Below are 26693 nucleotides of genomic sequence, written 5' to 3'. Positions count from 1 at the left end.
GGGTATCGGGTTCCCACATTCATCCGCACATGTGCGGATGAATGTGGGAGGTGTTCGGATAAAGTTGATAATCAAGGAGCAACTGCAGCTTTTCGGAAACGTCGGCATAACCACAGCCTTCGTCCTTTATCCTGTCATAAATTGCCCGCATGAGGCTTGTGATTGAAAACTCGATGATGTTGTAGACCATGAGCTTGACATTAGAACGGATAACGCTGGAAACTAGGGTTACGTCCGGCGTTGGCATGGGCACGCCATTTGGGTTTGCCTTTTTAGCGATTTCGTAAGCTCCCCGCATTATGGAGTCATAGCGCGCATCACCAACGCCTTGATCAAGCGAATCGAGCAGGGTCGCGAGCGTAATCATGCTCTTGGTCTCATCAAGGCGGTCGTTGTAGACCTCTTCGTACCCCAAGTTAAAGTCATTGGAATCCATAAGGTTTACTGCTCCGCCTTCAGCTTGTTGGCCACGAAATCAATGCGAGCTTTCAGCTTAGCCTTGACGTTTGCCGAGTCTGACCGCACAAGAGTTTGGAACTCCTCGCCATTAACCCAAGACATGTCTTTGGGTGAAAGGTCCTTGTCCTCCGATAACGCCACGGCAACGCCAACTGCAATGGCCTCGAAGCGAGCGTGAGGAGTCGATTTTCCTGTCGGTGTCTTTTTGAAACCCCTGTCTCCCAAGCACTTCTCAACGTATCTCAACATTTCTTTGAAGCGAGCGACGAGTTCATTGCGCTTGTCAGGTGACTTGGCAAGCTCGATGTTCATGCGATTCGTGTATTCATCCAGGTAACTAGCAACGCGGTCTTTGTAACCCTCGAAATCTGGGTAGCCGTCTGCATAGGCGAAGAAACGAGTGACAAGTTCCATGTCATCGTAGTGTTTGCGCGCCGTCTCGCTTAACGGGGCAAGTTTTATAAAGAGCGGATCCTTGGAGAGCTCGCTTACTAGTTTTGTAAAATCGCCGCCCATGGAGCCACGGCGAATTTCTTGCTTTTTGAGCTGCTTGCCCGATGAATTGATACGACGAAAAATCTCCTGTCGGACGTCAAAGGTGGTCCCTTCCTCAAGGTAAACCACTCTAAAGCTCGCGTTATCGAATCTTCTTTGTACTTCTATGGGAAGTTCTGTATAGGTCTTTCCGTTGACAGATGTAAGGATGTCTAGATTGCACAAGGTTAAATCGCCTCTGGCAAAGTTCACCAAGGCGTTCATCCTTTGCGCTCCATCAACGATTTCCGTTCTGCCATCTTCAGCATCGGCAAAGAACATGTAGGGAATGGGCAGACCAATTAACACAGACTCAATAAAGTAGCTGCAATCATCATCTGTCCAGACGAAGTTGCGTTGATAGTCAAGCGGAATGTAGAACTCGTCCGCATTGAACTTATTGATGAGGTACTCTGCAACGTATTCGCGAGTGCTAAATCTCACATCCTTCTTTTTATCGCGAATCTGTTCAGAGATTTCGACGGCCTCACTTTGTTGATTGGTCACTCGCCCTCACCTCAATCTATAGCAGGTCAAAGCTAACTTTAATCAGACCGGTTGTGGGATATGCGACCTTCTCCCATAACCAACATGGATTCTAATGATACCAGCGGATGCCCGCCGTCAGCGTCGCGTTCCTCGGTCACTTTGTGACGCCTGTCTAGGCTGCTCGTATCGAGTAGGTAGGCGGGAGTCTTGTTGTGCCTGCCGCGATTGGAAAGCAGGTCACATGGACGGTGAGACGCATGGCGGCGAGGCGGCGCAGGTCGAGCTCGCGGAAGGGCAAGAGGTCGCGCAGGCGCAGCAGCAGGCGGAGGTAGGCGGCGGCGAGGTCGCCGGGGACTCAGGCTACGAGGCGCTGCTCGCCAAGCGCGACGAGCGCATCGCGGAGCTTGAGGCTCAGGTGGCGGAGGCCGCGAGGTCGGCGGAGGTGGCGGAGGCGCTTCGCTCGGAGATCGAGGCGGTGAAGGCCGCCGCCGCTGACGAGCGCGTGGAGTACGAGCTCAAGCTTGCGGGCGCACGCAGCGTCAAGGCGGCGCGCGCCCTTCTCGACGAGCACGAGGGCGACGTGGCGGCGCTCAAGGAGGCGGAGCCCTGGCTCTTTTCGGCGGCACCCGCGCCCGCCGGGACGACCGGCTTGCCAAACGCAGGGGCCGCGAGGAACGAGGACTCGCTCATGGGGCGCTGGATGAGGATCGCCGGGCTCGGCTGTGGCGACGAGGAGTAGGAGGCAGGCGATGGCGAACGACATCGACTACGCGAAGGTGTACACGAGGCTCTTGGACAAGAGAAGCGCGAGCCTTGCGACCGAGCGCGAGTGGACGGGCCTCTACTGGCGCTGCGTGGTCACGGCGAGCGACGCCGACGGCTCCGAGCTCGCGAAGGCGGCGAGCGGCGCCGTGGGGCCGATCGAGGCGCAGGACGCGAAGGTCAAGGGCGCGGTCCACCACCCCGAGCCCATGCGCGTTGGCAAGACGCTTAGTGTGGAGCTCGAGCTGCCCGATGGCGCCGAGGCGCTCGTCTGCTGGATGCGGGCCCCCACGTGGGACGGCGAGTACTCCTACATCGAGGGCGCGGAGGGCTCGGAGTACACGCTCACCGATGCCGACCTGGGGTGCTACATCGCCTGCCGGGTGGACGCGACGGGCGTGGGCTACGTCTTCGAGGGCGACATCGAGAAGATTTCGATGCCGGTGCTCGAGGCGTCCGATTCCGTCGTCGGCTCCGGCGGCGTTGTTTACGTCTGCGACAGCGCTGGAGACTCTTGGTACCACAGCTACGACTGCGACGAGCTGAGTCGATTGCGTCAGCTGGGATACAGCACACGCGAGGTCCCGCTCGACGAGGCGAGGGCGTACTGCTCGCCTTGCCCGTACTGTATGCAATAGGTGTACCATATCCCCGCATTCATCCAGAGCCGGGGGAGAGAGTTGGCTCCCAGATCCCGGCACCAACCAGGCCATAGGCCAACGGTGGTAACGCCAACATCGATGAAAGGGGCTATCTCATGCAATGGATGTTCGAGGGGCTGTTCGACAAGCCGGTCGGGTCGCCTTACTTCCGCTCGCTTTCCAAGCAGGCGCGGTTTTGTCCGCGCTGCGGCCACAAGACCCGGCTCGCGGGCACGCTCAACCCGGATTGCGCCTATGAGGTCTGCGATCGCTGCGGGTACTTCTTCACGCTTCAGGCACCCGAATGGGCGTGCGTAGGCGAGAAGGCCAAGCCCTCGTCCTGCTTCACCGTTATTGAGGGAGGCGGTGCTCCGGGCGAGACCGGGGCATATAAACCTTTGAACTCATAAGAAATCCCCTCCGTAGCGAGCGGCCCTCTTCTGGCCCCTGCGGAGGGTATTATTGCTTTTGGACACAACTAGGACACAATGGTGAGTCTACCTGCGGAATCCTTCGTTGCCGTCCGTTTTCGTTGGTTGCCGTTACTTACCGTATTTCCCAAGCTCAGACGTTCGTCTGTTGCCGTTAGATACCGTTAGTATGCGCCTTCGCATGACCCTCTCAAGGCGGAGATCACCAGTTCGAATCTGGTACGGGCTACCAAATGTTAGCAGGTCAGAGATTCGTCTCTGGCCTGTTTTCGTTTCTGTCTGGGCGCTTCGCGCGCTTTTCCGGTGCCTTGCCGGGCATCGGTTATGTGCCTTTGTGTAACTGATAACCCCGTAGCTCTCGACCCGCTATAATTATTTGAAGCCTATGCAGATAGCGTGACCAAATAGCGTGACCATGGGCGGCACGACGTCCAAGGAACGAAAGGGAATAAGAATGGCAATCACACCCGCAGAAATCGACCAGCTCACCTTCTCTCCCTCCAAGCACGGCTATGACACCGACGAGGTTGACAACTTCCTCGAGCGCCTTTCCGGCGAGGTTGACGCGATGCTCCAGAAGATCGCTGACCTCAAGGGTCGTCTGAACGCCTCTGAGCAGCAGCTTGCTGCCGCCCAAGCCCAGGTTGCCCAGCTCCAGAACCAGCAGGCCGCCGCTCCCGTCGCCGAGGCCCCGGTTGCCGCTCCCGTCGCCACCACCGCCTCCGAGAGCCAGATCTCCAAGGTCCTCATCGTCGCCCAGCAGTCCGCTGACCGCATGGTCGCTGAGGCCCGTGACAACGCCGAGAAGATCCGCAACGACGCTGACCAGAAGGCCCGCGAGGTCATCCGTCAGGCCCTCGCCGAGAAGCAGAGCGAGCTCGACGAGATGGATCGCCTGAAGGCCTCCCGCGAGGAGTTCCGCGACCAGTACAAGGCCCTCCTCCAGCACTTCATGGATGACGCTGACAACGCGTTCTCCAACCAGTTCACCACGTCCGCCCCGACCGGCTCCGCTGCCATCGCTGCTCCGGCTGCGCCTGCCGCGCCTGTCGCCGATGCGGATGCCACGCAGCTTGCCCAGCCGGCCCAGCTGCCCATGTCCGGCGTTGACGTCGACGATCTGGACTAGTCTTAGGCTGTAAGCAGTGTTTGGGCGGGTCCCGTTTGGGGCCCGCCTTTTTCGTATGTGCGAGAGGGGAGACGGGATGCTACTCAAGGAGTTCTGCGCGGAGAACATGGAGCGCGTGCCTGCCGCCATCGAGGCGGGGGCGAAGCGAATCGAGCTCTGTGACAATCTCGCGTGCGGGGGCACGTCGCCTTCCGTGGGCGTCGTCCGTGCTGCCGTGCGCCTTTGCCGCGAACACGACGTCACCCTTATGGCGATGGTTCGCCCGCGCGGGGGAGACTTCGCCTATAGCGCCGACGAGCTCCAGATGATGGACGACGATATCGCCTCGCACGCGCGCTCTGGCGTTGACGGCGTCGTCTTTGGCTGCGCGCGCGACGGTCACCTCGATATCCTCGCGACGGAACGCCTGCTCTCTACGGCGTGCGCCTGTGCGGAGAGACCCCTGCAGGTCACCTTCCACATGGCGTTTGACGAGATTCTTCCGGAGGAGCAGCTCGGCGCCATCGACTGGCTCGCAGAGCATGGCGTCACGCGGATCCTCACGCACGGCGGCCCTGCTGGCACGCCAATCGAGGAGAACCTCCCGCGTCTGCGTGCCTACGTTGAGCGTGCCGTCGGCCGTATCGGCATCCTCCCCGGCGGCGGCGTCACCTGGCAAAACTGCGAGGAGCTCGCCCGCGCCCTCGGCGTCTCCGAGGTACATGGCACGAGGGTCGTTCGCCTCTAGCACCTGAGGCCTTGGGGCGGGCTCCCCTGGCGCTCGCACGCCGTTGTCGCGTCCGCCTGCCTGACGCACGCCGCGGCGCACACAAAAAAGAGGCGCTCCTCCGGATGGTCCGGGGGAGCGCCTTGGTATTAAGTACGAGGCGGGCCTATGAGCCGGGTTCTGTCTAGGACGACCATTTATCTACGACCAACGTTGCCGTTGGCCTCTAGCGCGCAACCCGAGCGCGGTGCGGGCAACACCATGGCGCTCCTATTTGCGTTTGCTCCGGATGGGGCTTGCCAAGCCGCCGTGTCGCCACGACGCTGGTGGTCTCTTACACCACCGTTTCAGCTTTTCCCTTAACGGGCGAACCCGCCAGTGGGAGTCTTCTTTTCTGCGGCGCTTTCCGTCGGGTTACCCCGCCTGGCCGTTAGCCAGCATCCTGCCCTGTGGAGCCCGGACTTTCCTCATGACCTGCGATCGCTCGCGGGTCCCGCGGTCGTCTAGCCCACCTCGCGGAAGCGATTGTAGCACGTGCGGGCTTCCGGATTGCGAAGGTATCCGGAAACACAAAGCTGGTATAGTGGCGGGCAAATTAACTCGCGCGTGGGGGCGCACGAGGCATAGCGAAGCCTTACCAGTGCCCGATTTGCGCATACAGGAGGTTAGCTATGTCGATGAACTTCAAGCGTCGCCTGCCCATCCCGCAGGAGATTCGCGAGGGTATGCCCCTCTCCGCCGAGCTCGCTGCCAAGAAGGTCGCCTTTGACGAGAAGGTCGCCCGCGTCATCACCGGCGAGGACCCGCGCAAGCTCCTCGTGATCGGCCCGTGCTCCGCGGACCGCGAGGATTCCGTGCTCGAGTACGTCACGCGCCTGGCAAAGCTCGCGGAGGACGTCGAGGATCGTCTCGTCATCGTCCCTCGCGTCTACACCGCGAAGCCCCGCACCAAGGGTACCGGCTACAAGGGCCTTCTCCACAGCCCCGATCCGGACGCCAAGGCTGACGTCCTCGAGGGTGTGAAGGCCATCCGTCACATGCACCTCGCGGTGGCGGAGGAGACCGGCTTCTTCACGGCTGACGAGATGCTCTACCCCTCCAACTACCAGTACCTCTTCGATCTGCTCGCCTACGTCGCCGTGGGTGCCCGCTCCGTCGAGAACCAGGAGCACCGCCTCGTCGCCTCCGGCGTCTCCGTGCCCGTTGGCATGAAGAACCCCACCGCCGGCTCGACCACGGTCATGCTCAACTCCATCTACGCCGCCCAGGCTCCGCAGGAGTTCATCTATCGTAACTGGGAGGTTACCACGCAGGGCAACCCGCTCGCCCATGCGGTTCTCCGCGGCTACATCGGCCTCGACGGTCGTAACTACCCCAACTACCACTACGAACACCTCGAGCGCCTCGCCGAGCGCTACACGAGGGAGAACTACGACAACCCGGCCGTCATCGTCGACTGCAACCATGACAACTCTGGTAAGCGCCCGTTCGAGCAGTTCCGCATCTGCAAGGAGGTGCTCGACTCCTGCCGACGCAGCGAGTCGATCCGCAACATCGTGCGCGGCTTCATGGTCGAGTCCTACCTCGAGGACGGTAACCAGCCCGTCGACGGTGGCGTCTACGGCAAGTCGATCACCGACCCGTGCATCGGCTGGGAAAAGACCGAGTACCTCGTGCGCGAGCTCGCCGAGAGGGCGTAACCGGGGATCGTTCGCCCCTAACTTATGCGCTTCTCTGGTGCCGATATGCAAATTGGTCTATCCGTCGGCGAAATGTCGGGGATAGGCAGCCAATTAATCGCTACCATGTTGTGAAACCCAATCACAACTCCACGCAGGAGAGACATGGTCGAGCTAACCCATACCATTAAGGACCCCATGGGTCTTCACTCTCGTTCCGTGATGCTCATTGCCGGCGAGGCCGCGCGGTGGGAGAGTACCTACACCGTAAGCCACTCGGACCGCTCCGCTGACGGCGAGGACGTGATCGGTCTCATGGGCCTGGGAGCCCACCTCGGCGACACCATCACCGTTAAGATCGATGGCCCGGACGAGGCGGATGCCTCTGAGTTCATGGCGCATCTCCTCCGGAGGCTCTAGTGGCGAAGGCCAAAGCCAAGACAAGGTCTGCTGATGCGACGTCGGGCGCCAACGCGGCCGGCGCCGCATCGTATCTGACGCCCGCGGTGGACGAGGTCTCGACGGCGGAGTTCGTTGACCGCAAGAGCCGCTTCATTGCGCACCTGACGCATATCGAGAGCGAGGACGAGGCAAACGCCTTCATCGAGAGCATTCGCCGCCAGCACTACGACGCTCGCCATAACGTTCCCGCCTGGATCCTGGCGGATGGTGCGGAGCGCCAGAGTGACGACGGGGAGCCCCAGCGCACGAGCGGCATGCCTACGCTCGAGGTCCTTCGTGGTGCGGGCCTCAGGGATTGCTGCTGCGTGGTGACGCGCTACTTTGGCGGCACACTCCTGGGCCCCGGCGGGCTTGTCCGCGCGTACACGACGGCGACGCAGCGCGCGGTCGAGGCAGCGCGCGAGGCAGGGCTTCTCGTGGAGAAGACACTCGTGACCGTCGTTGAGCTGACGATTCCCTATGCCATGCACGATCGCGTACGTGACCTCGCGGAACGCTCCGGCGCGCATGACCGTGGATCTGAGTACGGGGCGGATGTAACCCTCACGCTGGCGTTTCGCGCGGGTGAGGAAGCGGCGTTCGTGGATGCCATGCGCGAGATGGCCGCGGGCCAGGACCTCTGCCGCGTGAGCGAGCCGAGCTTCTCCGTGTTCTAGGGCGCGGCGTGGGCTCGGGCGCGTGCGCGGATGCCAGGCGTCGGTTGCCGGGTGCGCATTGCCGTCCCGCTATGCCTTACTGCCCTGCGAGAGCGTGGCGATCTGGTTCTCGAGCGCGTCGACGTCGCCAGTGAAGTGGTGCGTCCACATGCCGGTGACCCCAGCGCCCCGGCAGTTGTCGAGGTTGTCGTCGACGAAGAGGCACTCCTCGGGCGCGAGGTCGTAGCGGTCGCACAGGAGGAAGATCGCGGGGTCGGGCTTCATGAGGCGCTCCTCCGCAGAGACGACCACGCCGTCAAGGATGGGACGCGCGGGTGCGCGGTCGAGTTGCTCGAAGATCCTGTCCGAGGCGTTGGAGAGCACGTAGACGCCAAAGCCCGCGGCGTGCAGGCGACGCGCGAGGTCGTTCGTCGCCTCGAGGGGACGCGAGAGCTCCGGCCAGTGGTCAAAGCAGCTATAGAGGTTGGGGAGGAGCCGCTCCGGGATGTGGGCCTCCGCCACGCGCAGCATCGTGGCGTGGTCGATGGTGCCCGAGTCGAGCAGCGACCACTCCGCGCGGCCGAAAAGCGCAGCGTAGAGCAGGTCTGCGTCCTTCTCGTCCTCCGTGAAGGCGCTTGCGAACTCATGGCCGTCGAAGGTCATGAGGACGTTTCCCATGTCGAAGATGACGTTCCTGAGCAATGCCACGCGAACCTCCGTTCTCAAGGGGATTGTGGCTGCAATTGTGCGCCATGCGTCTCGCTGGGCCTCGTGCGGCGCCTGCCTTCGCGCCCGATTTCAGCGATGCTCCACGTTCCGCCCGCCGAACTTGTCGGCTTTTTCAGCGATGCTCCGTGTTTCGCCCGCCGAACTTGTCAACTTTTGTAAGGCACACGTAAGCGAATCCTCCATCTTTGGTGCACAATAGCGTGTATGTCTGTCTAGAAGGGGGATAGCTTGGACGTTTCGTTCGCGCACTTCATGGGGCAGGTTCTCACGAGCCCGCCCCTTGCGCTCACTACGCTTCTCACACTCGGCGTCATCTTCGTCAACGGCTGGACTGACGCTCCCAACGCGATCGCCACGTGCGTCACCACGCGCTGCATGCGCGTGAAGCCCGCCATCATCATGAGCGCACTGCTCAACTTCCTCGGCGTCCTCGTGATGACGAAGATCAACGCGAGCGTCGCCTCGACCATCTCCAACATGGTCGACTTCGGCGGCAATACGGAAGCCGCGCTCATCGCGTTGTGCGCCGCGCTCTTCTCGATCGTCGTGTACAGCGTGGGCGCCTCGGTGTTCGGCATCCCCACGTCTGAGAGCCACAGCCTCATCGCCGGCCTTACCGGTGCCGCCATCGCCATCCAGGGCGGCCTCGACGGCGTGAACGGCGAGGAGTGGATCAAGGTTATCTATGGCCTCGTCATGAGCCTGCTCTTCGGGTTTGCGATCGGTTGGCTCGTTTGCAAACTCGTGACCATCGTCTTTGCCGAGGCAGACCGCCGCAAGACGGATGGCTTCTTCCGCTACGCCCAGATCTTCGGCGCTGCCGCCATGAGCTTCATGCACGGCGCCCAGGACGGTCAGAAGTTCATTGGCGTGCTCTTCCTTGGAGTGGCGTTCTGCGGCGGTCAGTCCAGCGTCGAGGGCGTTGTCATCCCCGTGTGGCTCATGATGCTCTGCTCGATCACGATGGGCATCGGCACGAGCATCGGCGGCGAGCCCATCATCAAGAGTGTGGGCATGGATATGGTCAAGCTCGAGAAGTACCAGGGCTTTGCCGCGGACCTCGCGAGCTCGCTGTGCCTGCTCATCATGACCGAGCTCGGCATTCCCGTCTCCACCACCCACACCAAGACGAGCGCGATCATGGGCGTCGGCGCCGTGAAGCGCCTCTCCGCCATTAACTTTGGCGTCGTGAAGGACATGATGCTGACCTGGGTCTTCACGTTCCCGGGCTGTGGCCTCATCAGCTTCGCCATGGCCAAGCTGTTCATGTTCCTGTTCTAGGCGGCATTTGCCACGGCGGCAACTGTCGCGGCCCGTCGCCCCTGCCAGCGGGCCCGCCGCTACTCCGCGGGCGCCGCGGCTCGCACGTCAGGTACCGTCTCCGGCGTTGTCGCCGGTAGCTCACCCCAACGTCCCCAATCGAGAGGAACCGACATGGCTCGTAAGAGCGACTCCTTCTACTTCGACAACTACAACTCCTGCGCTGACAACATCTGCAAGGCCGCGCACCTGCTCGAGGGCATCATGCGCGACTACAATCCCGCGGAGCTCGAGAAGCACATGGACGAGATGCACGAGATCGAGCAGTCCTCCGACGACCTTCGCCACGGCATGATGGACACCCTCCTCAGGGCCTTCATCACCCCGATCGAGCGTGAGGACCTCGCAAGGCTCAGCTCCAGCCTTGACGATGTCACGGACTACATCGAGGGCGTCCTCCATCGTCTTTACTATGACAACATCCAGGAGCTCACGCCCGGCGCGCTCGAGATGGTGACGATGCTCGTGAAGGCGGCCGAGGAGGTTCGCAACATGATCGCCGAGCTTCCCAACTTCAAGAAGCCGGAGTCCCTCCACGAGCATGTCATCTCGATCAACACCCTCGAGTCCGTGGGCGACGAGATCTTCCTCCGCATCATGCGAGAGCTCCACATGACCGAGACGGACCCTCTCCGCGTCCTCGGCATGCGCGAGATCTACACCGTCCTCGAGAGCTGCCTCGACGCGTGCGAGCGCGTTGCTGACGGCGTCGAGGGCATCATCATGCAGAACAACTAGGTGCTGTCTTGATTCGCCTGTTCGCATCAGACCTTGACGGGACGCTGCTGGGCGCCACGCATTCCGTGACGTGCCCGGTGGCGGCCTCGATCCGTCGCGTGGTCGATGCGGGCGCGCGGTTCACCATCGCCACGGGGCGTACCTTTCGCCGCCCCGGCGACTTTGGCTTTGGGGACCTCCCGTGTGACGTCGTCTGCGCGAACGGCTCGATCGTCCTCTCGAGGGAGGGCGAGCTGCTGCGATTCGCCACGCTCGACCCGGCGTTTGTCGAGGAGGCGCTCACGGCGTTTCCCGAGGCGCCGTTTCTGTGCATCGGCAGGCGTCACAGCTACGTCTGCACGTCTCGCGAGGCCTATGACGCGGAGTACGTCGCCCATGGCCTTGTGAAGCGCGTTAAGGATTACGTTCGCCTGCGCGCCATGCACGCGCCCGGAATGCGCGCGGCGGACGAGATGCTCTACGATCAGACGCCCTCCGCCATCCTCGAGAACGAGATCTGCAAGATCAACTGCCGCACGACTGACCCCGGTCTGATTCGCGAGCTCGACGCCTTCTTTGCGGAGCGCTCTGACAAGGTGGTCAACGCCCCCTTCAACCCGAGCATGTTCGAGGTGACGCGCGCGGGCGTTGACAAGGGCGAGGCGATTGCCTGGCTTGCGGCCAACTATGGTATCGGAGAGGATGAGGTCGCCGTCTACGGAGACGGCGGCAACGACATCGCCATGCTCGAGAGGTTTGCGCCCCTCGGACATGCGTACGCGCCCCATGGCGCCTGTGATGACGCGAAGCGCGCTGCCAGCGAGGTCATTGGTTCGAACGTCCTCTACGCTGTGCCCAGGCACATGGTGCGAACGGTCCACGGCAGCGCGAAGTGAACCATGCCACATACTGGAACCTTGTGTAGAGATGTTGAGCGGTAAACAAGCTCTGCTATGATGCACGGGACGGATCAGAAAGAGGGAGGCCGATGGCCGAGAAAAACACGGATGGCGAGCGTTTCCAGGAGTTCGTTCGCCTTATCTCCTCGACGGAAAAGGAGATTCAGCGCATCCGTGCGGTGGAGTGCGAGCGTCTGGGCCTTCGTGGCGCGGACCTCATGTGCCTTTACTATCTCGGCCGCTCCTCCACGGGCATGACGGCGGCAGAGCTTGCTCGCACGGCCGGCGTCACTCGCGCCGCCGTGTGCCGTACGATTGCGAGCCTCAGCGAGGCTAAGCTCGTCGAGGTCAAGGATGACCCAGAGTCGACCACACGCCGCTATCGCGCCGAGATCTGCCTCACGCAGGCTGGCCGTGAGCTCATGGGTCGCGTCGATCAGGCGATTTCGCGCGTCATGTCGAGGGTCGACTCGGCGCTCGACGGCCGCTCGCGCGTTCGCCTGTATGACTCCCTCGAATCCGTCCTTGAGTGTCTTCACGGCATCGGCCGTTAGCGCTCAGGCGTCCATCGAAGCGTTGCGATGGGTCACGAGGCCTCTATTCTTGTGGGCCTTGCCTTCGCACGCGTGAAAAGGAAGAGGGTTCACCATGGCCGTTCGCATCATCACGGACTCCGCGTCTGATATAACCCCGGAAGACATCGAGGCCGCCGGAAGCCCGGCGCTCACTGTCCTGCCCCTGAGCATCACCTTTGGCTCGGATACCTATGCCGACAGCGTTGACCTCACGCACAAGCGCTTCTACGAGCTCCTCGTCGAGTGCGATGACCTGCCGAAGACCGGCCAGGTGAACCCGTATGCCTTCGAGGGCGCCATTCGCGAGGCACGCGAGGCGGGGGAGGATGCCGTTGTTATCACGGTCTCCGGAAAGCTCTCCGGCACGTATGAGAGTGCCGTTTCCGCTGCGTCTGGCTTTGATGGCGGCGTCTACGTCGTTGACAGCCGCAACGTTTGCGTGGGTGAGCGCGTCCTCGTCGATTATGCCCTGCGCCTCGTGGGGGAGGGCCTTACCGCGGCGGACATCGCCACCGCCCTCGAGCAGGTGCGCGACGACATCTTCGTCGTGGGTCTGCTCGACACGCTCGAGTATCTCCGTCGTGGCGGGCGCGTGCCTGCCGCCGCCGCTGCCGTGGGTCAGCTGCTCTCCATCAAGCCGGTCATCTCCGTCGAGGATGGCGAGGTCGTCGTGCTGGGTAAGGCGCGTGGCTCCAAGAACGGGCGCAACCTCCTGACCCAGCAGATCGAGAAGTCCGGCGGCATTGACTTCTCGATGCCGATCGCGCTTGGCTACGCCGGTCTCGACGACGTCCTGCTCAGGAAGTACATCGAGGACTCCCGTGGCATCTGGGAGGCCAATGTGTGCGCCGATGACCTGCCCGTTCACTCCGTGGGAGCGACGATTGGCATCCACGTCGGCCCCGGTGCGATCGCGTTGGCGTTCTTCAAGAAGAGCGCTTAGGCTGCCGCGCTTTGTCCGGTGGGGCTCACGACCCGGTGGGCCGCAGGCCGTCGGGCCGTGCTTGCCGCTGGACCGCCGCGCCGCCCAGGCGCTTGCTGCCGCCCACCAGGGAATGACTCGCGAGGGCGGTCATTTGCGAGGTTGCTCTGCGTTCGTTCGGGTACACTTCACTACGCAACAATTTCGTAACAGAGAATCCTGCCACGCAACGTGCGCCGCCGAGGCTGCGCGGACGCCGTGCGCAGGCCGGGAGGGCACGCATGGCAAAGAACAAGTACGACATCAGGACCCAAGACTATAAGACCCAGCGTACGATGGCGAAGACGTTCGCCTACATGCTCATCGGTTGGGGTACCCTCCTGGTCATTACCGGCTGCCTCTACGTGTATGGCGCGATTACGACCCCGGGTTCAAATAGCTCCAATATGGCGGCCATCGCCGGCGCGTCCTTCGCACTTATCGGCATCGTGCTCATTGTTCTTGGCGCGCGCAACATCGTCGCGACCAAGGCCAAGAACAAGGAGGGCGAGAAGTCCGAGACCAAGGCCTTCACTGCCGTTACCGGCGCCGTTCGCAAGCTGCACTTCCAGGGCGCCGCTGCCGACGTCTTCGATTCTGAGATGAATATCGTTGACGGGTCTGGCAACACCGTGTTCGAGATTAGCGGTAGGACGGGCGCCTTCGGGCCCAAGGCCGAGATTCGCGCGGCGGGCGGCTCCGTCCTCGGCTCGGTTCGCGGCCAGGTCATCTCTACCAGCCACGTCTATGACATCAAGCTTTCTAACGGCCACTCTGTTCGCCTTGTCCGCGACCTGCTGAAGACTCCCCACACCATCGCGGTCGGTGAGACGGATTGGAAGATCAAGGGCGATGATCTTCTCAACTTTGACTTCAAGCTTCGCGACTCCAAGGGCACGCTCGCTCTGTCCGGCTGCCGCCGTGCCGATTCCCACAACATCGAGATTAGCGATACCGCCCATGATGACCTCTGTGTTGCCATCGCTGTCGTGATGCTCCACATCAGTCAGCAGCACCACATCGAGGTGCTCGAAAGCGAGCGCATCGCTAACGAGAACCCGATGGGCCCGTCGATTCTCGACGAGCTGATTGGCGGCAACAACAGGAGCTAAACGCCTGTGGCTTGCACGTTCTGGGCCAGAGAGGATCGGCTAATGCGAACGCCCGCTTCTGGACCGATGCGGTTCGGCTAGCACTAACGCTTGCGAGCGGTCGTTTTTGAACCGGCGCGGTTTGGCTAATGCGACGACTTGGGAGGGTCCGGCATATGTCCGGGCCCTCCTTTTGTTCGAATCAATGTCTCGCTGCCTTGTTTTGCCGTTGGATTGACGCGGGGAAGTGCCGGAAAGTCCCTTAAATGCGAAAGTGAGCAGCCAAGTGGCGCCCGTGCGAGTAGACGGTCGATTTGCGTTTGAAAACCCGCAGGTAGATCGATTGACGTTCTATGGGCTACTTTGGCAGGTTTGATTTGGCTGCTCACTTTCGGTATCCCTTCATTTCTCGGCGTATGCTGGAGCGCGTTGACGCGCGTTATTTGGGAGGGGTGTGGCTCGAGGCTGTAACCCAGCTCGTATCCTTGAGCGAATTGACGCGCATTTTTGGAAGGATTGATCATGCTTGATGCTCTTGCGGTGTTCGTTGGCGGAGGCGCTGGGTCTGTTGCACGATGGCTCATCTCGCTTGCGCCATTTGGGTCCACTGCGGATGCGGGGTTTCCCGTTGCCACCTTCGTCACGAACGTGATTGGCGCCTTTTGCATCGGCTTTATCGTTGGCCTCGCCGTTCCCGCTTCGCTTCCTCCCAAGACGACGCTTCTGCTCAAGACCGGATTCTGCGGCGGATTCACGACCTTCTCCACCTTCGCCCTTGAGGCATCGGGACTCTTCGAACGCGGCAACTGGTTTGTCGGCGGGGGATACGTGGTGCTCAGTCTCGTGCTTGGCGTCTTGGCCTGCTTTGCTGGTCAGCTCGTTGCCGGTGGACTGTGCCCGCGTGTTTAGGGGATATCGATTCGGCGGCTTGGGTATACGTTTTCTGTATCGCGTGCTGCCGGGCCGCTATCGCGCGAGCCTCGAGCTCCTCGGCTGATCGAAGGTGCGTGTTATGGCAATCATCCTCATAGCTGTTGGTGTCGTCAGCGTCGCCTATGGTGCCGCTATGGGCGTCTTGTATCCCGCTCGTGGGTTCTTCCTTGCGTGGATAGTCGTGGGTGCGGCGCTTCTTGCCGCAGGATGGGCACATCGAATAGGTGCCTGGCAAACGCTCCCCGTATGGACCCGCCGGATTGCCGTTGCCGTGATGGCTCTGCTTGCGTGCGGTGTTTTTGCAGGTTGCGCGCTCATCATGCGCGCGGCCGTCTCGACTCCGCCGGCGAACCTAGACTGCATCATCGTCCTCGGGGCGAATCTCAACGCGGATGGCTCTCCCAAGGAGACGCTTCGCTATCGCCTGGATGAGGCCGTGACTTATCTGGAGCGGAACCCGGAGACCGCGTGTATCGTCTCCGGCGGCCAGGGTCCTGACGAACCATGCAGCGAGGCGGAGGCGATGGCCCGCTACCTTGAGGCCGCGGGCGTAGATGCCTCGCGCATTCTGCTTGAGGACCGTTCGACCACCACGGCCGAGAACCTGCGCTTTTCCGCGGCGCTCCTCGATTCCCCGGACGCCTCCGTGGGCGTCGTCACGAATGACTTCCACGTGCTGCGCGCCACCCGCCTCGCGCGTCGCCAGGGGCTGTCCAGCGTCTATGGCATTTCAGCACCCACAAACCCCCTCTACCTGCCGCAAGCCTGCGTTCGCGAGTGTGCGGCGCTTGCGAAGGACGCCATGGTCGGAAATCTCTAGTTGGAGGTTGCCATGAACGACAAGCACCTGACCGAGGGCGCCAAGCCCGACGTTGCCCCCGGCCCTCATCAGCCTGCCGTCGCGCCGCTCGATATGTCTCACCCCTCAGACGAGCCCTTCGATGTCACGTATCACAAGGGCCCAGTCATCCTCCGAGGAGACCTCATCCCCGAGCGAAGCACGACGGAGGAACTCCTCAACTCCGAGGATTCGACCGAGTGGCTCCACATGGATCCCTGGCGCGTTCTTCGCATCCAGTCCGAGTTTGTCGATGGCTTTGGCGCCTTGGCCGATCTCGGCCCCGCCATCTCCTGCTTTGGCTCGGCCCGCACCAAGCGCGATGATCCAATGTATGCCGCGGCGCGCCGCGCAGGAAGGCTTCTTGCCCAGCGTGGCTTCGCCGTCATCACAGGTGGCGGCCCCGGCATCATGGAGGCAGCAAACAGGGGAGCGGCGAGCGCGCGTGGCAAGTCTGTGGGCCTCGGCATCGAGCTGCCGCATGAGGAGGGTATGAACCGCTGGGTTAACCTCGGCATGACGTTCAGGTACTTCTTCGTGCGCAAGACGATGTTCGTCAAGTACTCGAGCGGCGCGATCGTGTTTCCTGGTGGGTTCGGCACGCTCGACGAGGGCTTCGAGCTACTCACCCTCATCCAGACTCATAAGGTCAAGAGCATGCCGGTCGTCATGTTTGGCTCGGAGTACTGGCGCGGCCTCTTCGATTGGATCGAAGGCCCCGTGATGGATGCGGGCATGATCTCTCCGCTCGATCCTGAGCTCGTGAAAGTCACGGATGACGTGGACGAGGCGGTCGAAATCGTTACGTGCGGCCGCTCGCTCGTGTAAGCTGTGTCACTGAAACGTAGGATAATCGCCGGAACGCCGGAACGCCGGAACGCCGGAACGCCGGAACGCCGGAACGCCGGAACGCCGGAACGCCGTATCGCCGCCTGTCGAGGGCGACGTGGGAAAGGACAGTCACATGGAGCGCATCGCGAGCTTCTCCGTCAACCACCTTCTGCTCGAGCCGGGCATCTACGTGAGCCGCATCGATCGTGACCCTGCGAGCGGTATGGCGGTCACCACGTTCGACCTGCGCCTTACCGCCCCCAATGACGAGCCCGTCATGAACACGGCGGAGTGCCACACCATCGAGCACCTGGGCGCGACCTTCCTGCGCAACCATGCCGAGTGGGCCCCGCGCGTCGTCTACTTTGGTCCGATGGGCTGTCGCACGGGCTTCTACCTCGTAGTCTTTGGCGAGGTCTCCTCCGAGGAGATTCTGCCGCTCGTCCGCGAGATGTTCGAGTTCGTCCGCGACTTCGAGGGCGAGATTCCGGGTGCCAGGCCCGAGGAGTGCGGCAACTACCTCGACCAGAACCTCGGCATGGCCAAGTGGCTCGCCGCGCGCTACCTCGAGCGCGACCTCGACGGCATTGACGAGGCGCACCTCAACTACCCCACGGGTGAGTAGCCTGGGTTCGAGATAATCGTGGCTGATTACCAGCACATAGATCACGGCTTCGAGCCTGTCTATGACGAAAGCTCCCGAGTTCTTGTGCTCGGGAGCTTTCCTAGCGTGCTATCGCGCGCGAATGACTTCTACTACGGCAACCCGCAGAACCGCTTCTGGCGCGTCATGGCCTCTTGCCTGGGCGAGCCCACGCCTACGTCCATCGCCGAGAAGCGCGGGATGCTGCTTGCGCATGGCATCGCCCTCTGGGACGTCATCGCCAGCTGCGACATTCGTGGCTCGAGCGACGCGAGCATCAAGAACGTCGTGCCTGTCGACGTCACGCGCGTCACGTCCGCGGCACCCATCGAGGCCATCCTATGCAACGGTGCGACGTCGGGGCGGCTTTACCATCGGTACCTCGAGGCCATAGCAGGTCACGCTGCCATCGTGATGCCCTCGACCAGCCCGGCAAACGCCGCGTGGTCGCTCGATCGTCTCACAGGGCGTTGGGCAGAGGAACTTGCGGCGCTTGACGTTCGCTAGCGGCCTTCCTCCCGTTCGACGATACGAGCCTCGAACACGTTGATCGTGTCGACGTCAGGGCAACAGAAGCGCGCACATCCTGGCTCGTTGCCGGGAACGGAACCACCGTAGCGCAAGATGTCCACATAGGGAAATGCGACGTGGGCGGCCATGGGGCAGAGCTTGCCGCGCTCGGTGTTGAAGTCCCAGGTGTCACCCGGCTTATGCCCGTGGTGGCAAGGGTGGGCGCCGATTCGCTCCGTAAGCGTTATCTGGATGCGGGGCCTGCGAGCCATGGGCTCCTCCTCGGGGTTGTTGGCGTGTGAGTGCTCCTAGGCGTGGTCGACCTCGGCGATGCGGTCGAGGTAAAGCTCGATGGGGATGCCCTTGAACTTGTCCTCGTTGTGCTCGCACCTGACGAGAAGGTCGCGAACGACGTCCATCGCTCGCCGGGTCGACGCGACGAGCCCCGCGCCGCCGAGCATGTCGGCGATGAGGACGGCGGAGAAGATATCGCCCGTGCCGGGGAAGCGTACGGGCACCTCGTCATAGGGGAGAGCCGCGAGCTCGCTGCCTGCGCCCTCGCTCACGAGCGTGGTGTGCTCGCCATCCACGGCGCAGCTCGTGACGACGACCTTGGCGGCGCCCAGCTCGTGCATCCCGGCAACGAGTTCCTTTGCCTCCGCGCGCGTCAGGCCCTCCGCGCCCGGAGCAGTCCTCTCGGTGAAGAGGCTCGTCAGGAAGGCCGCCTCGGTGAAGTTGGGCATTACGACGTCCGCGCTGCCGCACATCTCACGCATGAAGCCGACGGTCGCCTCGCTTACGCCGTTGTAGAGCTTGCCCTCGTCGCCCATGATCGGGTCGACGAAGACGGTGGCTCCCGTCTCGTGTCGCGCGCGGCAGAAGTCTGCGACGAGCTTCGTCTGCTCCTCGCTCACCAGAAAACCCGTTGCCACGGCGTCGAATTCAAAGCCGAGCTTCCCCCAGGCGTCGATGGCCCCGCGCATGTAGCCCGTGGTCTCGAGGATGTCGAAAGTGCCGTAGTCGAGCGTGTTGGAGACGAGCGCCGTGGGCAGGTTGAACACCTGATGGTGCGCGGAGGACAGGATGGGGATCATGGCGGCGAGGGCGACCTTGCCGTAGCCGGCCATATCGTTGACGAGCAGGATGCGCTTGGAATTGGCGTTGTCTTCCATGGGGCTCCTTGGGTCTTGGGCTGTCATGCTTCGCGTGGGGCGTTTACACGGAGTGGGCGATTACCCCTCGATGAGGTCGATCTGGCACATGCGCATGGTGGTGAGGGCTGCCTCGTGGGTCTCCGGCGTGACGCCGGCACAGAGGCTTGGGTTGACGCGGACGGGAACCTCGGGCATGAACGCCTTGATAAGCAGCGCGTTGCTCACGACGCAGATGTCCGTGCAGAGGCCGCAGAGCTCGACCGAGGCCACTCCGCCGCCATGGGCGTTCTTGTCGAGGAGCCAGGAGGCGAGTGCGGTGGAGCCAAAGGTACGCTTCTCGAAGACCTTCGCGTTGCGGGCGCGGCGGACGAGGTCGCAGACGGGGGTGAGCTTCCAGCCCGGCGTCCCCTTGATGCAGTGGGGGACGGGGAGGTGCTTGCCCTCCTGGGTCTCGAGGTAGTCGTCGCGGTGAGTGTCATAGGTGAAGACGACGGTTCCCTCGAACGTGCGGGCGTGCTCTGCGACATCACTCGCGATCGCCGCCGCCTCGGGCGTGCCGAGAGAGCCGTCCACGAAGTCATTCTGCATGTCGATGACGAGCAAGTAGTCGCGAGCCATTGCATCTCCTATCGGTGATGGTGTGGGGCGCATGCAAATGTGCACTTCCGGCTGTGCATTTAAACAAGGATAACGCAGGCGAAACCTAAGGAAAGAGTGAGAGAGGGACGCATGCTAAGGATTTCGTGTGGCAGGGGCACTTGACGCGCTATCATAGTCAAGTTGGAAATCCGCGCGAGCGACACGCATCGCGCAAAGGCACGGCGCCAACGGGCGCTTCGTCATGGGGAAGGATCGTACATGAACGTTCTCGTCATCAACGCAGGCAGCTCCTCGCTCAAGTATCAGCTGCTCGATGTCGACACTCGCGAGGTCTACGCCAAGGGCAACTGCGAGCGTATCGGCATCGAGGGCTCCTTCATCGGCCACTCCGAGATGGGCGGCAGCAAGCAGCAGCTCGACGTTGCCCTGCCTGATCACAAGACGGCCATTAAGCACGTCTTCGAGATTCTCGAGAGCGTTGACAAGCCCATCGACGGCATCGGCCACCGCGTCGTTCAGGGCGGTTGGTACTTCCCCGAGTCCAAGGTCGTCACCGACGAGACCCTCGCCTGGGTCCGCGAGGTCGCCCCGCTCGCCCCGCTCCACAACTACGCCGAGGCTGACGTCATCGAGATCTGCCGCGAGATGTTCCCGGAGATCGGCAACGTCATCGTCGCTGACACCTCCTTCCACTACAACATGCCCGCCGAGGCCCACAACTACGCCCTCCCGAAGGACGTCGTCGACAGCCTGCACATCCGCAAGTACGGCGCCCACGGCACCAGCCACCGCTTCATCTGGCGCACCGTCGACGAGGTCTCCAACCACACCGCTCACAAGGTCGTGAGCTGCCACCTCGGTTCCGGTGCTTCCCTCTGCGCCATCAAGGACGGCCAGTGCATGGACACCACCATGGGCCTCACCCCGCTCGATGGCCTCATCATGGGCACCCGTTGCGGCACCGTTGACCCGGCCACCGTCTTCTACCTCTCCCGCGAGGGTCACTACTCCATCGACGAGATCGACACGATGATGAACAAGCAGTCTGGCCTCGCCGCCATTTCCGGCGTCTCCAGCGACTGCCGCGACATCGAGGCCGGTGCCGCCGAGGGCAACGAGCGCTGCCAGATGGCCATCGACATGTGGAGCTACCGCGTCGCCTCCCAGTTCGCCACCATGGTCCAGGCCATGAACGGCGTTGACACCATGGTCTTCACCGCTGGCGTTGGCGAGAACTCCGCTCACATGCGTAAGGAGGTCGTGAACCGCCTCGCTTGGATGGGCGTCAAGATTGACGACGACAAGAACGCCGTCCGCAGCGACGATCCGCGTGAGATCTCCACGCCGGACTCCAGCCTGCACGTCTGGGTCATCCCGACCAACGAGGAGCTCATGATCGCCCTCGACGTCAAGGCCCTTCTCGGCTAAGAGTCGCGTCACACATAGACTGCGCCAGGCGGGCGGCGGCGAGCTTCGAGGCTCGCCGCCGCCTTTTTGTTTCAACCCAATTACACTACTTTTTAGTAGGATTTATAAAATCGCGGTAATTGGGTACAGTAGACCCAACATCCCAACCAGCACTCCTATTCTGGGATTCAAGTCATAGGGAAGGATTACCCATGAGCAACAGCACCTACAGCAGGCGTCAGTTCATCACCCTCGGCCTCGGCGTCATGGGCGGTACCGCCCTCCTTGGCCTCGCTGGCTGCTCCGATGGCCCTGCTGCCACCTCCGGCACGGCTGCCACCTCCGGCGCCGCCGCTTCCGCCACCGGCATCGACAAGGACGCCTTCAACGCGCTCGTCGCCTCCGTCGAACCCGCTGCCGATGACGTTATCGCAGCCAACCCCTGGGCATCCGCGATCAAGAGCGCCGGCAAGTTCCGCCTGGGCGCCACCCGCACCTCGACGATCTTCTCCCAGCTCGACGAGCAGGACGGCAAGGTCTACGGCTTCGACGCCGGCATCTACCTCGGCCTCGTCCGCTACATCCTCGGCGACGAGAACAGCTACGAGTACACGCAGGTCACCTCTGACACGCGTGAATCCGTCCTCCAGAACGACACGGTCGACGCCGTCTTCGCCAGCTACACCATCACGGACAAGCGCAAGCAGGTCATCTCCTTCGCCGGTCCGTACATGAGCACCCAGTACGCCATCCTCGTCCTCGACGGCAACACCGACATCAACTCCGTCGATGACCTCGCCGGCAAGAAGGTCGCCGTCCAGTCCGGCTCCACCGGCCCCGAGGTCGTGGGCCAGTTCGCCCCCGAGGCCGAGATCCAGGAGTTCTCGAAGGATGACGAGTGCCGTGCCGCCCTCGAGCAGGGCCGCGTTGACGCCTACGTCGTCGACAACACGCTCCAGATGGGCAGCGTCATCAAGAACCCGGGCAAGTACCGCATCGCCGGCGAGCCGTTCGGCCCCGAGGAGTACCTCGGCATCGGTGTCCAGCTCGACAACACCGACGCCGTCGACTTCATCAACGACTTCCTGAAGAAGTTCGAGGATGATGGCAAGTGGGCCGAGCTCTACAAGATCGTCCTCGCCGACCGCTGCGGCATCGACACGGTCCCCGAGCCGCCGGCGCTCGGCGCCTAGGCTCCCATCCGGGGCACCGCCTGAGGATGCGCGCCCCGCGCCCTTGGCAAGTCCTTAGATAGTCCGGGGCCCTCCGTCCGTCTGGGCGGCGGGCCCCTTTCCCTGTAAGGAGGTACGATGGGGCTTCCCGAGCTAATCTCCGGATACGGTCCTCTGTACCTGACCGCGCTTCTGACGACGTGGCGCCTCACGCTCGTCTCGTTCGCGCTCGTCATGGTGTTCTCCGTGCTCGTGACCGTCATGCGCGTCTCGCCGTTCAAGCCGCTGCGCCTGCTCGGCGACGTCTACGTGCAGATCTTCCGCAATATTCCCGGAGCGGTGCTCCTGCTCATCGTGGTGTACGCGCTCCCTCACCTGAAGCTTCTGCTCGACTACGAGCCGAGCGTCATCCTCGCGACCGTCCTGCTCGGTACGGCGTTTGGCTCTGAGAACTTCATGTCGGGCATCAACACCGTCGGTGCCGGCCAGATCGAGGCGGCGCGCTCCATCGGCCTGTCCTTCGGCCAGATCCTGCGCAAGATCGTCATTCCCCAGGCTCTGCGTTCCACCGTGCTTCCCATGACGAACCTCTTCATCGCCGTCATGCTCACCACGGCGCTCGGCTCCCAGGTGCCCATGACGCCGCAGGAGCTTACGGGCGCGGTCACCTACATCAACACGCGTGAGTCCGCGGGCATCGTGACGTTCTTCGTCTCCGCCGCCGGCTACATCTCGACCGCCCTGGTGGCCGGTTTCGTCGGCAATGCCATCGATAAGAAGGTCAGGGTGATCCGATGAGCGCAAAGACCATGAGGGACGCGCTCTACGAGGAGCCGGGCCCCAAGACGCGCAAGAAGATGATCGTCGGCACGGTCATCTCGCTCGCGCTGCTCGTCGCCCTCGCGGCGTGGGTCGTGTACCGCTTCTGGGTCACCGGCCAGCTCTCCGCAAGGTACTGGGAGCTCTTCTCCTGGCGCACGACGTGGCGCTTCCTGCTCAAGGGCCTTGAGGGCACGTTCGCCGTAGCCCTCACCGCCGCGGCGCTCTCGCTCGTCCTCGGCATGCTGCTCATGCTGGGGCGCACAAGCCACTTCCGCGTCCTGAGCGCCGTCTGCGCCGTGCTCACCAACGTGCTTCGTGGCGTCCCGAGCCTCCTGTTCATCTACTTCTTCTTCTTTGCGATGCCCAACCTCGGCATTAAGATGCCGGCGTTCTGGATGCTGTGCGTCCCGGTGACGCTCGCCGCCTCCGGCGTCCTCGCGGAGGTCTTCCGCGCGGGCGTGAACGCCGTGCCGCGCGGCCAGACCGAGGCGGGCCTCTCGATCGGCCTGACTCGCTGGAAGGTCAAGACGAAGATCGTGCTGCCGCAGGCGATCCGCTTCGTCATCCCGTCGCTCATCAGCCAGCTCGTCGTCGTCGTGAAGGACACGGCGCTCGCGTATGTCGTGAGCTATCCTGACCTTATGCAGAACGCCCAGGTCCTGCGCACCAACTATGACGCGCTCGTATCGACGTACCTCGTGGTTGCCGTCATCTACATCCTCATTAACAGCCTGATCAACGAGGCCGCGGTCACCGTCTCGCGCCGTACTGGCGTCAAGATCATCCGCTAGCGGCACTTGCCAAGGGAGAGAGTTATGAACCAGACATCCGCGGGCGAGCAGCCCGTCATCGAGCTCCGCCACGTCGACAAGCACTACGGCGCCCTCCACGTCCTGAGGGACGTCAACCTCGAGATCGGCAGGGGAGAGGTGCTCGTCGTCATCGGCCCGTCGGGCTCCGGCAAGTCGACGCTGTGCCGCACGATCAACCGCCTCGAGACGATCGACTCCGGCGAGATCCTCATCGAGGGCGAGCCGCTGCCGCAGGAGGGCAAGGAGCTCGCGCGCACCCGCGCCGAGCTCGGCATGGTCTTCCAGCAGTTCAACCTCTTCGCACACAAGACCGTGCTCGAGAACGTGACCCTCGGCCCCATCGAGGTCCTCGGTCTTTCCAAGCAGGAGGCCGAGAAGCGCGCCATGTCCCTGCTCGAGCGCGTCGGCGTGGCCGAGCAGGCCGCCAAGGTGCCCGCGCAGCTCTCCGGCGGCCAGCAGCAGCGCGTCGCCATCGCGCGCTCGCTCGCCATGGGCCCGAAGGCGATGCTCTTCGACGAGCCCACGAGCGCCCTCGACCCCGAGATGATCAATGAGGTCCTCGATGTCATGACGGAGCTCGCTCGCGGCGGCATGACGATGGTCGTCGTCACGCACGAGATGAACTTCGCGCGCCGTGTCGGCAACCGTGTCATCTTCATGGCGGACGGCGCCATCGTCGAAGAGGGCACGCCTGACGAGTTCTTCGACAACCCAAAGACCCAGCGCGCCCGTGATTTTCTCAACTCGATCAAGGAGCACTAAGGCATGGTGGAGAACGAAGCTCAAACCAAGACGTCTCAGAGCCGTAGGCCCATCATTCTTGTCGCTACGCGTTATGAGGAGGGCCACCTCCACAAGACCGAGAAGCTCGCGCCCAACGAGTGCGGTGCCACCGTCTTCATCGACGCGATTCTCGCGGCAGGCGGTCTTCCCGTACAGATGGCCCTTACGGATGATGAGGACGTGATTGACCAGTACGTTGAGCTGGCGGACGGTGTTGCCATTCCCGGCGGCCCGGATGTCGACCCCAAGCTCTGGGGAGACGAGCGTCCCTATGACGAGTCCCTTCTCTGCCACGTTCGCGACGCCTGCGAGGTTCCGCTCGTTCGCAAGGTCGTGCAGGCCGATAAACCCCTGTTCACGACGTGTCGCGGAACCCAGGTGCTCAATGTCGCCCTTGGCGGCTCGCTAGATATGGACGTGCCGTCAATCTCCCGCCGGGAGGGGTCTACCTCGCACGATCACGCAGACCTCCTCACGAGGACTTGTCATGAGGTCGAGATCGACGAGGGGAGTCTCCTTGCGCGCGCGAGTGGTTCGCGTGGCTACTGCGTCAACTCGGCGCACCATTGCTGCGTGAAGGATTTGGGCGACGGCCTTGTGCTCTCCGCGTCATCCGATGACGGCATCCCCGAGTGCGTCGAGATGCCGGGGAAGCGCTTCGTGCTTGGCGTGCAGTGGCATCCCGAGTACACGTGGGAGAAGTGCGAGGAGGACTTCAACCTCTGGAAGGCGTTCGTCGCGGCGTGCTAACGTAACGAAAAGCCATCTCACGCATAGATAATCTAGTATGAATGGCCATACGATTAGACATCTATAAACGTATGGCCATTTTCTGTTTGCACGCGGTTAAGACGTGTTGGAAGGAATTGTTATGGCTCAGGACCTCATTTTCACGAAGCCCATCTTCCACGAGAAGATTTGGGGAGGCCGTAGGCTCGACACGGTCTTTCACTATGACATCCCCGAAGGCGCCATTGGCGAGTGCTGGGCCATCAGCGCGCATCCCGCGGGTGACTGCGAGGTCGTGGACGGGCCTTACGCGGGCAAGACGCTCTCTCAGCTTTGGGACGAGCATCATGAGCTGTTCGGCGATGCGGAGGGCGATCGCTTCCCGCTGCTGATTAAGATCCTCGATGCCGATGGAGACCTCTCGATCCAGGTGCACCCTGATGACGAGTATGCCGCCATCCACGAGAACGGAAGCCTTGGCAAGTGCGAGTGCTGGTATGTGCTCGATTGCGATCCGGGTGCCACGATCATCGTTGGGCAGAAGGCTAAGGACCGCGAGGAGTTTGCCAAGCTCGTTGAGGAGGGCCGCTGGGGCGACCTTGTGAACGAGGTGCCCATCCACAAGGGAGACTTCTTCCAGATTGACGCAGGCACGCTTCACGCCATCAAGGCGGGTACGCTCATCCTCGAGACCCAGCAGTCGAGCGACGTCACCTATCGCGTCTATGACTATGACCGCGTTCAGGCCGATGGCACCAAGCGCGAGCTTCACCTCGAGAAGAGCATGGACGTGGTCGACTATGCGGCAAAGGCCCACACGAACGGCGAGGTCGTCGCTCCTGAGGTCGATGGAGTCACGCTCCTCGAGTCGAACGAGCGCTATACCGTCGAGCGCGTTCGCGTCGCCGGGACCAAGACGCTCGTCCAGGACCATGACTTCGTGTGCGTGAGCGTCATCGAGGGCGAGGGTACGGTAAATGGCACCAAGCTCGAGAAGGGTTCCCACTTCGTGGCGCCTGCGCAGAGTGGTGACCTCGAGTTTTCCGGTGACATGACGCTGATCTGCTCCTGGGTGTAGTCGAGTTCGCGTCGGCAAGTCTCTCCGTCGACGCCGTCTTGTCTGAAGGCGCAGCGAAAACTGCTGGCGAGGGTGAGCCGCTAGCTGTTATGTGCCAATAGGTTGTTTACACCCCGATAGTGACAAATAGGGAGGCCTCCCGCATGCTGTGGGTTGTCTAGG

General features: G+C 62.4%; 32 protein-coding genes and 1 other RNA gene. 26 read left to right on the top strand and 7 right to left on the bottom strand.

The genetic code is table 11. The features are described 5' to 3' along the window. Positions 1-19: 19 nt before the first annotated feature. Positions 20-436 carry a hypothetical protein gene (locus ABCN07_RS07520; RefSeq protein WP_343006088.1) on the bottom strand — a complete coding sequence of 139 codons (417 nt, stop codon included), beginning with the start codon at positions 434-436 and terminating at the stop codon, positions 20-22. Positions 437-441: 5 nt separating this feature from the next. Continuing rightward, complete coding sequence (locus ABCN07_RS07515) at positions 442-1500, bottom strand: DUF262 domain-containing protein (RefSeq protein WP_343006087.1); 1059 nt, start codon at positions 1498-1500, stop codon at positions 442-444. Between the two features lie 223 nt (positions 1501-1723). On the opposite strand from ABCN07_RS07515, the gene ABCN07_RS07510 reads away from it, so the two are divergent. The 5 genes from ABCN07_RS07510 (at position 1724) to ABCN07_RS07490 (ending at position 5172) form a co-directional block, all read left to right on the top strand. Continuing rightward, positions 1724-2221 carry a hypothetical protein gene (locus tag ABCN07_RS07510; RefSeq protein WP_343006086.1) on the top strand — a complete coding sequence of 166 codons (498 nt, stop codon included), beginning with the start codon at positions 1724-1726 and terminating at the stop codon, positions 2219-2221. 10 nt (positions 2222-2231) lie between these two features. Next, positions 2232-2882, top strand: a complete 651-nt coding sequence (locus ABCN07_RS07505) for a hypothetical protein (protein WP_293814044.1) — start codon at positions 2232-2234, stop codon at positions 2880-2882. A 119-nt stretch (positions 2883-3001) separates the two neighbouring features. Then, a complete protein-coding gene (locus ABCN07_RS07500) occupies positions 3002-3295 on the top strand; it encodes a hypothetical protein (RefSeq protein ID WP_343006085.1) in 294 nt (97 codons plus the stop codon). A gap of 475 nt (positions 3296-3770) precedes the next feature. Continuing rightward, on the top strand, positions 3771-4445 hold the full coding sequence (locus ABCN07_RS07495; RefSeq protein WP_343006084.1) for a DivIVA domain-containing protein: 675 nt from the start codon (positions 3771-3773) through the stop codon (positions 4443-4445). Positions 4446-4521: 76 nt separating this feature from the next. After that, on the top strand, positions 4522-5172 hold the full coding sequence (locus ABCN07_RS07490) for a copper homeostasis protein CutC (protein ID WP_343006083.1): 651 nt from the start codon (positions 4522-4524) through the stop codon (positions 5170-5172). Positions 5173-5304: 132 nt separating this feature from the next. Here ABCN07_RS07490 and rnpB read toward each other — a convergent pair. Next, positions 5305-5666, bottom strand: an RNA gene (gene rnpB / locus ABCN07_RS07485) — RNase P RNA component class A. Positions 5667-5822: 156 nt separating this feature from the next. On the opposite strand from rnpB, the gene ABCN07_RS07480 reads away from it, so the two are divergent. From ABCN07_RS07480 to ABCN07_RS07470, 3 genes are all read left to right on the top strand, one after another. Beyond that, positions 5823-6851: a 3-deoxy-7-phosphoheptulonate synthase gene (locus ABCN07_RS07480; RefSeq protein WP_343006082.1), complete on the top strand. Its 1029-nt coding sequence runs from the start codon at positions 5823-5825 to the stop codon at positions 6849-6851. A 144-nt stretch (positions 6852-6995) separates the two neighbouring features. Continuing rightward, a complete protein-coding gene (locus ABCN07_RS07475; protein WP_293814048.1) occupies positions 6996-7250 on the top strand; it encodes an HPr family phosphocarrier protein in 255 nt (84 codons plus the stop codon). Positions 7251-7324: 74 nt separating this feature from the next. Then, entirely contained in the window at positions 7325-7948 is a 624-nt protein-coding gene (locus ABCN07_RS07470) for a YigZ family protein (protein WP_343006090.1), read from the top strand. Between the two features lie 69 nt (positions 7949-8017). Here ABCN07_RS07470 and ABCN07_RS07465 read toward each other — a convergent pair whose 3' ends face one another. Next, positions 8018-8635, bottom strand: coding sequence for an HAD family phosphatase (locus ABCN07_RS07465; RefSeq protein ID WP_343006081.1), 618 nt, complete (start codon positions 8633-8635; stop codon positions 8018-8020). 249 nt (positions 8636-8884) lie between these two features. Here ABCN07_RS07465 and ABCN07_RS07460 point away from each other — a divergent pair, with 249 nt between their 5' ends. The 11 genes from ABCN07_RS07460 to ABCN07_RS07410 all read left to right on the top strand — a co-directional run bounded on the left by ABCN07_RS07460 (position 8885) and on the right by ABCN07_RS07410 (position 17971). Continuing rightward, on the top strand, positions 8885-9937 hold the full coding sequence (locus tag ABCN07_RS07460) for an inorganic phosphate transporter (RefSeq protein ID WP_343006080.1): 1053 nt from the start codon (positions 8885-8887) through the stop codon (positions 9935-9937). Positions 9938-10090: 153 nt separating this feature from the next. Next, positions 10091-10714 (top strand): DUF47 family protein, encoded by a 624-nt coding sequence (locus ABCN07_RS07455; protein WP_343006079.1) that lies wholly within the window; start codon positions 10091-10093, stop codon positions 10712-10714. Positions 10715-10722: 8 nt separating this feature from the next. Further along, complete coding sequence (locus ABCN07_RS07450; RefSeq protein WP_343006078.1) at positions 10723-11589, top strand: HAD family hydrolase; 867 nt, start codon at positions 10723-10725, stop codon at positions 11587-11589. 92 nt (positions 11590-11681) lie between these two features. After that, entirely contained in the window at positions 11682-12146 is a 465-nt protein-coding gene (locus ABCN07_RS07445; RefSeq protein WP_320679415.1) for a MarR family transcriptional regulator, read from the top strand. Positions 12147-12240: 94 nt separating this feature from the next. Continuing rightward, complete coding sequence (locus tag ABCN07_RS07440; protein WP_343006077.1) at positions 12241-13110, top strand: DegV family protein; 870 nt, start codon at positions 12241-12243, stop codon at positions 13108-13110. 260 nt (positions 13111-13370) lie between these two features. Beyond that, positions 13371-14240, top strand: coding sequence for a hypothetical protein (locus ABCN07_RS07435; RefSeq protein WP_343006076.1), 870 nt, complete (start codon positions 13371-13373; stop codon positions 14238-14240). Between the two features lie 501 nt (positions 14241-14741). Beyond that, positions 14742-15128 (top strand): fluoride efflux transporter CrcB, encoded by a 387-nt coding sequence (crcB, locus tag ABCN07_RS07430; protein WP_343006075.1) that lies wholly within the window; start codon positions 14742-14744, stop codon positions 15126-15128. Positions 15129-15231: 103 nt separating this feature from the next. Next, the gene (locus ABCN07_RS07425) at positions 15232-15972 is read left to right on the top strand and encodes a YdcF family protein (protein ID WP_343006074.1); all 741 of its coding nucleotides are present in this window, start codon (positions 15232-15234) and stop codon (positions 15970-15972) included. Between the two features lie 93 nt (positions 15973-16065). Further along, complete coding sequence (locus ABCN07_RS07420; protein WP_343006089.1) at positions 16066-16818, top strand: TIGR00730 family Rossman fold protein; 753 nt, start codon at positions 16066-16068, stop codon at positions 16816-16818. Between the two features lie 136 nt (positions 16819-16954). Further along, positions 16955-17446, top strand: a complete 492-nt coding sequence (locus ABCN07_RS07415) for an S-ribosylhomocysteine lyase (RefSeq protein WP_293846593.1) — start codon at positions 16955-16957, stop codon at positions 17444-17446. Between the two features lie 18 nt (positions 17447-17464). Next, positions 17465-17971 carry a DNA-deoxyinosine glycosylase gene (locus tag ABCN07_RS07410; RefSeq protein ID WP_343006073.1) on the top strand — a complete coding sequence of 169 codons (507 nt, stop codon included), beginning with the start codon at positions 17465-17467 and terminating at the stop codon, positions 17969-17971. Here ABCN07_RS07410 and ABCN07_RS07405 read toward each other — a convergent pair. From ABCN07_RS07405 to ABCN07_RS07395, 3 genes are read right to left on the bottom strand one after another with little or no spacing between them, the layout of a single operon-like run. Then, positions 17968-18246, bottom strand: a complete 279-nt coding sequence (locus ABCN07_RS07405) for a TIGR04076 family protein (RefSeq protein ID WP_343006072.1) — start codon at positions 18244-18246, stop codon at positions 17968-17970. The two genes, ABCN07_RS07410 and ABCN07_RS07405, sit on opposite strands and share 4 nt — an antisense overlap. A 36-nt stretch (positions 18247-18282) precedes the next feature. Beyond that, positions 18283-19146, bottom strand: coding sequence for a PfkB family carbohydrate kinase (locus tag ABCN07_RS07400; protein WP_343006071.1), 864 nt, complete (start codon positions 19144-19146; stop codon positions 18283-18285). A 60-nt stretch (positions 19147-19206) separates the two neighbouring features. Continuing rightward, a complete protein-coding gene (locus ABCN07_RS07395) occupies positions 19207-19746 on the bottom strand; it encodes an isochorismatase family cysteine hydrolase (protein ID WP_343006070.1) in 540 nt (179 codons plus the stop codon). 240 nt (positions 19747-19986) lie between these two features. Here ABCN07_RS07395 and ABCN07_RS07390 point away from each other — a divergent pair, with 240 nt between their 5' ends. The 7 genes from ABCN07_RS07390 to manA all read left to right on the top strand — a co-directional run bounded on the left by ABCN07_RS07390 (position 19987) and on the right by manA (position 26531). Continuing rightward, entirely contained in the window at positions 19987-21156 is a 1170-nt protein-coding gene (locus ABCN07_RS07390) for an acetate kinase (protein ID WP_293814064.1), read from the top strand. Between the two features lie 191 nt (positions 21157-21347). Continuing rightward, positions 21348-22328, top strand: coding sequence for a transporter substrate-binding domain-containing protein (locus tag ABCN07_RS07385; protein ID WP_343006069.1), 981 nt, complete (start codon positions 21348-21350; stop codon positions 22326-22328). 117 nt (positions 22329-22445) lie between these two features. Beyond that, on the top strand, positions 22446-23105 hold the full coding sequence (locus tag ABCN07_RS07380; RefSeq protein ID WP_343006068.1) for an amino acid ABC transporter permease: 660 nt from the start codon (positions 22446-22448) through the stop codon (positions 23103-23105). Continuing rightward, entirely contained in the window at positions 23102-23920 is an 819-nt protein-coding gene (locus ABCN07_RS07375; protein ID WP_343006067.1) for an amino acid ABC transporter permease, read from the top strand. Before ABCN07_RS07380 ends, ABCN07_RS07375 begins: the two co-directional genes overlap by 4 nt. 24 nt (positions 23921-23944) lie before the next feature. Beyond that, a complete protein-coding gene (locus ABCN07_RS07370; protein ID WP_343006066.1) occupies positions 23945-24703 on the top strand; it encodes an amino acid ABC transporter ATP-binding protein in 759 nt (252 codons plus the stop codon). Between the two features lie 3 nt (positions 24704-24706). Beyond that, entirely contained in the window at positions 24707-25474 is a 768-nt protein-coding gene (locus tag ABCN07_RS07365) for a gamma-glutamyl-gamma-aminobutyrate hydrolase family protein (protein WP_343006065.1), read from the top strand. Between the two features lie 121 nt (positions 25475-25595). Next, positions 25596-26531, top strand: coding sequence for a mannose-6-phosphate isomerase, class I (gene manA / locus ABCN07_RS07360; RefSeq protein WP_343006064.1), 936 nt, complete (start codon positions 25596-25598; stop codon positions 26529-26531). Positions 26532-26693: the final 162 nt, after the last annotated feature.

The sequence above is a fragment of the Collinsella sp. 1033st1_E11_1033SCRN_220408 genome, assembly GCF_039062465.1.
Classification (GTDB): domain Bacteria; phylum Actinomycetota; class Coriobacteriia; order Coriobacteriales; family Atopobiaceae; genus Parolsenella.
The sequence above is the reverse complement of the archived record's forward strand: the minus strand, read 5'-3'. Positions and strand labels throughout refer to the sequence as shown.

Excerpts from the sequence above, each read along its gene's own strand:
- ABCN07_RS07440 (WP_343006077.1), top strand. The coding sequence starts at position 12,241 with ATGGCCGTTCGCATCATCACGGACTCCGCGTCTGATATAACCCCGGAA.
- ABCN07_RS07435 (WP_343006076.1), top strand. The coding sequence starts at position 13,371 with ATGGCAAAGAACAAGTACGACATCAGGACCCAAGACTATAAGACCCAG.
- ABCN07_RS07480 (WP_343006082.1), top strand. The coding sequence starts at position 5,823 with ATGTCGATGAACTTCAAGCGTCGCCTGCCCATCCCGCAGGAGATTCGC.
- ABCN07_RS07505 (WP_293814044.1), top strand. The coding sequence starts at position 2,232 with ATGGCGAACGACATCGACTACGCGAAGGTGTACACGAGGCTCTTGGAC.
- ABCN07_RS07380 (WP_343006068.1), top strand. The coding sequence starts at position 22,446 with ATGGGGCTTCCCGAGCTAATCTCCGGATACGGTCCTCTGTACCTGACC.
- ABCN07_RS07455 (WP_343006079.1), top strand. The coding sequence starts at position 10,091 with ATGGCTCGTAAGAGCGACTCCTTCTACTTCGACAACTACAACTCCTGC.
- ABCN07_RS07375 (WP_343006067.1), top strand. The coding sequence starts at position 23,102 with ATGAGCGCAAAGACCATGAGGGACGCGCTCTACGAGGAGCCGGGCCCC.
- ABCN07_RS07510 (WP_343006086.1), top strand. The coding sequence starts at position 1,724 with ATGGACGGTGAGACGCATGGCGGCGAGGCGGCGCAGGTCGAGCTCGCG.
- ABCN07_RS07395 (WP_343006070.1), bottom strand. The coding sequence starts at position 19,746 with ATGGCTCGCGACTACTTGCTCGTCATCGACATGCAGAATGACTTCGTG.
- ABCN07_RS07405 (WP_343006072.1), bottom strand. The coding sequence starts at position 18,246 with ATGGCTCGCAGGCCCCGCATCCAGATAACGCTTACGGAGCGAATCGGC.
- manA (WP_343006064.1), top strand. The coding sequence starts at position 25,596 with ATGGCTCAGGACCTCATTTTCACGAAGCCCATCTTCCACGAGAAGATT.
- ABCN07_RS07445 (WP_320679415.1), top strand. The coding sequence starts at position 11,682 with ATGGCCGAGAAAAACACGGATGGCGAGCGTTTCCAGGAGTTCGTTCGC.
- ABCN07_RS07490 (WP_343006083.1), top strand. The coding sequence starts at position 4,522 with ATGCTACTCAAGGAGTTCTGCGCGGAGAACATGGAGCGCGTGCCTGCC.
- ABCN07_RS07495 (WP_343006084.1), top strand. The coding sequence starts at position 3,771 with ATGGCAATCACACCCGCAGAAATCGACCAGCTCACCTTCTCTCCCTCC.
- ABCN07_RS07425 (WP_343006074.1), top strand. The coding sequence starts at position 15,232 with ATGGCAATCATCCTCATAGCTGTTGGTGTCGTCAGCGTCGCCTATGGT.
- ABCN07_RS07390 (WP_293814064.1), top strand. The coding sequence starts at position 19,987 with ATGAACGTTCTCGTCATCAACGCAGGCAGCTCCTCGCTCAAGTATCAG.
- ABCN07_RS07370 (WP_343006066.1), top strand. The coding sequence starts at position 23,945 with ATGAACCAGACATCCGCGGGCGAGCAGCCCGTCATCGAGCTCCGCCAC.
- ABCN07_RS07500 (WP_343006085.1), top strand. The coding sequence starts at position 3,002 with ATGCAATGGATGTTCGAGGGGCTGTTCGACAAGCCGGTCGGGTCGCCT.
- ABCN07_RS07520 (WP_343006088.1), bottom strand. The coding sequence starts at position 436 with ATGGATTCCAATGACTTTAACTTGGGGTACGAAGAGGTCTACAACGAC.
- crcB (WP_343006075.1), top strand. The coding sequence starts at position 14,742 with ATGCTTGATGCTCTTGCGGTGTTCGTTGGCGGAGGCGCTGGGTCTGTT.
- ABCN07_RS07365 (WP_343006065.1), top strand. The coding sequence starts at position 24,707 with ATGGTGGAGAACGAAGCTCAAACCAAGACGTCTCAGAGCCGTAGGCCC.
- ABCN07_RS07400 (WP_343006071.1), bottom strand. The coding sequence starts at position 19,146 with ATGGAAGACAACGCCAATTCCAAGCGCATCCTGCTCGTCAACGATATG.
- ABCN07_RS07420 (WP_343006089.1), top strand. The coding sequence starts at position 16,066 with ATGTCTCACCCCTCAGACGAGCCCTTCGATGTCACGTATCACAAGGGC.
- ABCN07_RS07475 (WP_293814048.1), top strand. The coding sequence starts at position 6,996 with ATGGTCGAGCTAACCCATACCATTAAGGACCCCATGGGTCTTCACTCT.
- ABCN07_RS07415 (WP_293846593.1), top strand. The coding sequence starts at position 16,955 with ATGGAGCGCATCGCGAGCTTCTCCGTCAACCACCTTCTGCTCGAGCCG.
- ABCN07_RS07385 (WP_343006069.1), top strand. The coding sequence starts at position 21,348 with ATGAGCAACAGCACCTACAGCAGGCGTCAGTTCATCACCCTCGGCCTC.